This window comes from Kitasatospora sp. NPDC059817 (genome assembly GCF_042731835.1).
Classification (GTDB): Bacteria; Actinomycetota; Actinomycetes; order Streptomycetales; family Streptomycetaceae; genus Kitasatospora.
Window position 1 is genome coordinate 35482 of record NZ_JBHWIR010000062.1, and the last position, 5655, is coordinate 41136.

Genomic DNA, 5655 nt, shown 5'->3' on the forward strand with positions numbered 1-5655 from the left:
GGGCCCACCACACACCCCCCGCGCCCCGCCCCCCCCCCAGCCGGGTCCCGGCCCCCCCCCGCGCCCGCGCCCCCCCCCTCCTCTGCCGTCTCCTCCGACGAACTCCCCCGGACTCCCCCGGACTGCCTCTGACCGCCCCGAACCGCCTCGAACGCGGTCAGAGCCCGTCAGTCAGCACCCCGGAGGGCCGCCGGGTCACTTCCCGATCGGCTCCAGGATCGTCACGCACTCGAAGTGGTGCGTCATCGGGAACAGGTCGAAGGCCCGCAGCGAGACCGGCCGGTAGCCGCCCTCGCGGAAGAACGCCAGGTCCCGGGCGAGCGCCGCCGGGTCGCAGGCGACGTACGCGATCCGGCGCGCCTCCAGGCCGACCAGGTGCGCGACGGTCTCGCGCCCGGCGCCCGAGCGCGGCGGGTCCAGGACGATCAGGTCGGTGGCGGTGATGCCGGTGCGCGGCAGCAGCGTCTCGACGCGGTCGCACTCGATCCGCACGTTGTCCAGCGCGGCCAGGTTGTGCCGGGCGTCGGCCACGGCCTGCTTGGAGGACTCGATGCCGAGCACCGCGCCCTCCTCGCCGACCCGGTCGGCCAGCGCGCCCGCGAACAGGCCGACGCCGCAGTACAGGTCGAGCGCGTTCTCGCCCCACTGCGGGTCCAGGCCGTCCAGGACGGCGTCGACCAGGGTGTCCGGCGCCTCGGGGTGGATCTGCCAGAAGCCGCCGTTGCTGACCCGCCAGGTCCGCCCGGTCGCCCGCTCGCGCACGAAGCTGCGGCCGTGCACGCGGTGGATGTCGCCCTGGTCGTCCACCCGGGCGATCGACACCGGCTTGTCCAGCTCGACCAGCGGCAGCTGGGCGCCGGGACGCGGGGTGAGCACCACCTGGCGGTCCGAGGAGCCGCTCGCGGCGATCACCTCGACCGAGGCGATGCCCGGCCAGTCGCGGGCCTCGATGCCGAGTTCGGTGACGCCCTCGGCGGCGATCAGGCAGCGGTCCACCGGCTGCACGTCGTGCGAGCGGTGCTTGCGCAGGCCGACCTTCCCGGTCTCCTGGTCCACGGCGTACTGCACGCGGGTGCGCCAGGTCGGCACCTGCCCGGCCGGCAGCTTGCCGCCGACCGGCTCGACGCTGCCGTCCCAGCCCGCCTCGGCCGGGGTGAGCCCGGCCAGCTTGGCCAGCTGCTCGGTCAGCACCTGCCCCTTGAGCTTGCGCTGCCCGCCCGGGGTGACGTGCTGCCAGTCGCAGCCGCCGCACTTGCCGGGCCCGGAGAACGGGCACGGCGGCGCGATCCGCTCCTTGGCGGGCTCCAGGATCTCGACCGCGTCGGCCCGCAGGAACCGGGAGGTGGAGGTGCCCTCGGTGACCAGTGCGACCACCTTCTCGCCAGGCAGCGCGTGCCGGACGAACAGCACCCGGCCCTCGTGCCGGGCCACGCAGTGCCCGCCGCCGTGCGCGACCGGGCCGACCTCGACCTCGTAGCGCTGGCCGGCCAGCGGATCGCCGGTCGGCGTCTCGGGCCGCGCGGCCCGCGGCGCGGTGCGCAGCGCCTTCGGCGGCCGCACCGCCTGCTTGCGCGGCCGCTCCCCCGGCGTGCGGGACGCCTGCGCGCGGGATCCCTGCGCGCGGTCGCCCTTCGGCGCACCGTCCTTGGAGCGCTCGCCCTTCTGCGTGCGCTCGCCCTTCTGCGTGCGCTCGCCCTTCTGCGTGCGCTCGGTCTTCGGCGCACGGTCGGTCTTCTGCGTACGGTCGGCCTTCGGCTTCCCCGTGTCGGCTTCCGCCGGACGCGCGGGAGCAGGCTCGCCCGGCGCGAGCGGCGCGGTCTGCGCGGTGAAGCCGTCGCGGTCGGTGGCGGCCGGGCGCACGGGCTTGCCCCAGCGCGGCCGGGCGACCTTGCCAGGGGTGGCGGCGCCCTTGCGGGCGCCCTTGCCCGAGGATCCGGAGGAGCGGGACGGGGTGTTGCGGGTCACTGGGCGGAGTCCTTGCTGCTGTCAGCGGTGGCGTCTGGCATAACGGGGACCTTCGACTTTACGGCCTTCGGCGCCCGAGGCTCGCCACGCCGGACGGCACCCGGCGCCGACCAGGCCTTCTGCGGCTTGCGCCGCTCGGAGGACTCCAGCTGCCACGGCACCGAGGTGACCATCACCCCGGGCTTGAACAGCAGTCGTCCCTTGAGCCGCAGCGCGCTCTGGTTGTGCAGCAGGTGCTCGTACCAGTGGCCGACCACGTACTCGGGGATGTAGACCGACACCACCTCACGCGGGCTGCTGCGGCGCAGGTTCTTCACGTAGTCGAGGACGGGCCCGGTGATCTCGCGGAACGGCGAGTCCAGCACCTTGAGCGGCACCTCGATGCCGCGCTCGTCCCATTCCCGGCGCAGCGCCGCCGTGTCGGCCGGGTCGACGTTGACGGTGACGGCCTCCAGGGTGTGGGCGCGGGCGAGCCTGGCGTAGGCGAGGGCGCGCAGCGCGGGCTTGTGCAGCTTGGAGACCAGCACGATGGCGTGCACCCGGGTGGGCAGCACCACGTCGTCCGGCTCCTCGGCGGCGGTGAGCTCCTCGGAGACCCGGTCGTAGTGGCGGCGGATGCCCTTCATCATCACGAAGAGCACGACCATCGCGGCGATCGCGATCCAGGCGTGGCTGATCTTGGTGACCAGGACGACGATCAGCACGGCCATGGTCATCACCAGGCCGAAGGTGTTGATCGCCCGGCTGCGCTGCATGTGGCGGCGCTTGGCCGGGTCGGTCTCGGTGCGCAGCAGCCGGGTCCAGTGCCGGATCATGCCGGACTGGCTCATGTTGAAGGAGACGAAGACGCCGACGATGTAGAGCTGGATCAGCCGGTTGGGGTCCGCGTCGAAGGCGATGACGAACAGGATCGCGGCGATCGCCAGCAGGATGATGCCGTTGGAGAAGGCCAGCCGGTCGCCGCGGGTGTGCAGCTGGCGCGGCAGGTAGCGGTCCTGGGCGAGGATCGAGCCGAGCACCGGGAAGCCGTTGAAGGCGGTGTTCGCGGCGAGCACCAGGATCAGGCCGGTGACGGCGGCGACGAAGTAGAAGCCGGGCGTGAAGTTGTTGAAGACGGCTTCGCTGATCTGGGCGAGCGCGGTCTTCTGGTGGTAGCCGGGCGAGGAGCCGACGAGCTGCTCGGCCGGGTTCTCGGCCATCTGCACGCCGGTGAGGCGGGCCAGCCAGATGATGCCCATGAACATCACCACGGCGATGCTGGCCATCATCAGCAGGGTGGTGGCGGCGTTCTTGCTCTTGGGCTTGCGGAAGGCCGGCACGCCGTTGGAGATGGCCTCCACGCCGGTGAGCGCGGCACAGCCGGAGGAGAACGACTTGAGCAGCAGGAACACCATGGCGAACCCGGCCAGCGATTCGTTGCCGGGGATGGCGGCGAGGTGGAATCCGGAGCTCTCGGCGGGCATGTCCTGGCCGAGCAGGAAGTGCCGGACGAAGCCGTAGCCGACCATACCGATGACGCCGATCATGAACGCGTACGTCGGGACGGCGAAGGCGGTGCCGGATTCGCGGACGCCGCGCAGGTTCATGCCCATCAGCACCACCACGACGATGACCGACAGGGTCAGTTCATGGCCGCGCAGCGCGGGGACGGCGGAGACGACGTTGGCGACGCCCGAGGTCGTCGAGACGGCCACCGTGAGCACGTAGTCGACCATCAGGGCGCTGGCGACGACGAGTCCCGACTTGGGCCCGTGGTTGACGGTCGCGACCTCGTAGTCGCCGCCGCCGCTCGGGTAGGCGTGCACGTTCTGCCGGTAGGAGGCGACCACCGCGAGCATCACGATCGCGACGACGACGCCGATCTGCCAGGAGAAGTGGATCGCCGAGGCACCCGCCACGGAGAGCGTCAGCAGGATTTCCTCGGGGGCGTACGCGACCGAGGAGAGCGCGTCCGAGGCGAAGACGGGCAGCGCGATCCGCTTGGGCAGAAGTGTTTCGCCCAATTTGTCGCTGCGCAGGGCGCGCCCGATCAGGATGCGTTTCGGTAGGTCAGTCGGCATAGGCACGTTAAGGAATCGTAGGGGCTTCCCGGGCCGGGCTCCGCCGTTTGTCCCCCCCTTCGTCGCGACTGCGTTCTATGGACCGGCTAGCGTGTCGGATACGAGTCGGCGGGCAACACTCAGGTTGTGAGTCGGCGCCCCACGAGAACGCTCGCCCAGGGAAGCCGGGCGGGAAAGGGAGATGAACGGTGTTTGCGCAGGTCAAGAACCCTACGGGACGGGTGAGGTAGCGCCGGTGCACATCGTCATCATGGGCTGCGGCCGCGTGGGCTCGGCCCTCGCCAGAGCCCTGGAGAAACAGGGCCACTCGGTGGCCGTGGTCGACCAGGACCCGACCGCGTTCCGTCGGCTGGGCGCCGGGTTCAACGGGCGCCGGGTGACCGGCGTCGGCTTCGACCAGGACACCCTGCGCGAGGCGGGCATCGAGGAGGCCGGCGCGTTCGCCGCGGTCTCCAGCGGCGACAACTCCAACATCATCGCCGCGCGGGTGGCCCGGGAGAACTTCGGCGTGGAGAACGTCGCGGCCCGGATCTACGACCCCCGCCGCGCCGAGGTCTACCAGCGCCTGGGCATCCCGACCGTGGCGACGGTCCGGTGGACCGCCGACCAGATGCTGCGCCGGCTGCTGCCGAGCGGCGCCGAGCCGCTGTGGCAGGACCCGAGCGGCGGCGTCCAGCTGGCCGAGGTCGCCTACGCCCCGGGCTGGGTCGGCCACCGCATCGGCGTGCTGGAGGAGTCCTCCGGCGCCCGGGTGGCGTTCGTCACCCGGCTCGGCGAGGGCGTGCTGCCCTCGCCCCAGATGGTGGTGCAGGAAGGCGACCTGGTGCACGTGATGCTGCGCCGGGGCGACCTGACGGCGGTCGAGGCCGCGTTCGCGCAGGGGCCGAAGGAGGAGGGTCACTGATGCGGGTCGCCATTGCCGGGGCCGGTGCCGTGGGTCGCTCGATCGCGGGCGAGCTGCTGGAGAACGGGCACGAGGTCCTGCTGATAGACAAGAACCCCAACTCCATCTCGGTGGAGCGGGTGCCCATGGCGGAGTGGCTGCTGGCCGACGCCTGCGAGATCACCTCGCTGGACGAGGCGGCGCTGCAGCGCTGCCACGTGGTGATCGCCGCGACCGGCGACGACAAGGTGAACCTGGTCGTCTCGCTGCTCGCCAAGACCGAGTACGCGGTGCCGCGGGTGGTCGCCCGGGTGAACAACCCGAAGAACGAGTGGCTCTTCAACGAGTCCTGGGGCGTGGACGTGGCCGTGTCCACCCCGCGTCTGATGTCCGCCCTGGTCGAGGAGGCGGTCAGCGTCGGCGACCTGGTCCGGCTGATGCGCTTCAGCCAGGGCAACGCCAACCTGGTCGAGCTGACCCTGGCCGCCGACACCGAGCTGGTCGGCACCCGGGTGGGCGACGTGGCCTGGCCGCAGGACACCGCGCTGGTGACGATCATCCGTGAGGGCCGGGTGCTGGTGCCGGGCAAGGACGACACCCTGGAGGGCGGCGACGAGCTGCTCTTCGTGGCCGCGCAGGAGCGCGAGGAGGAGCTGGAGGACCTGCTGTCGGCGTCCTCCGGCGCCCAGTAGGGCCGAAGGCGCGGACCGGACACGGGCGAGGGCCCGCACCCACCAGGGGTGCGGG

The 5655-nt window shown here is 72.0% G+C and carries 4 protein-coding genes; 2 read left to right on the forward strand and 2 right to left on the reverse strand.

What is annotated here, in order from left to right; translation table 11 throughout:
* Positions 1 to 195 precede the first annotated feature (195 nt).
* Complete coding sequence (locus ACFV61_RS16030; RefSeq protein ID WP_063351104.1) at positions 196 to 1542, reverse strand: class I SAM-dependent RNA methyltransferase; 1347 nt, start codon at positions 1540 to 1542, stop codon at positions 196 to 198.
* Between the two features lie 419 nt (positions 1543 to 1961).
* Positions 1962 to 4031, reverse strand: coding sequence for an APC family permease (locus ACFV61_RS16035; RefSeq protein WP_107452862.1), 2070 nt, complete (start codon positions 4029 to 4031; stop codon positions 1962 to 1964).
* Positions 4032 to 4260: 229 nt separating this feature from the next.
* On the opposite strand from ACFV61_RS16035, the gene ACFV61_RS16040 reads away from it, so the two are divergent.
* Together ACFV61_RS16040 and ACFV61_RS16045 are read left to right on the forward strand one after the other, a co-directional pair.
* Positions 4261 to 4929, forward strand: a complete 669-nt coding sequence (locus tag ACFV61_RS16040) for a TrkA family potassium uptake protein (protein WP_063347597.1) — start codon at positions 4261 to 4263, stop codon at positions 4927 to 4929.
* Positions 4929 to 5600 carry a TrkA family potassium uptake protein gene (locus tag ACFV61_RS16045; RefSeq protein ID WP_063347598.1) on the forward strand — a complete coding sequence of 224 codons (672 nt, stop codon included), beginning with the start codon at positions 4929 to 4931 and terminating at the stop codon, positions 5598 to 5600. Before ACFV61_RS16040 ends, ACFV61_RS16045 begins: the two co-directional genes overlap by 1 nt.
* Positions 5601 to 5655: the final 55 nt, after the last annotated feature.

Coding starts and splice junctions, on each gene's coding strand:
- ACFV61_RS16045 (WP_063347598.1), top strand. CDS start 4,929: ATGCGGGTCGCCATTGCCGGGGCCGGTGCCGTGGGTCGCTCGATCGCG.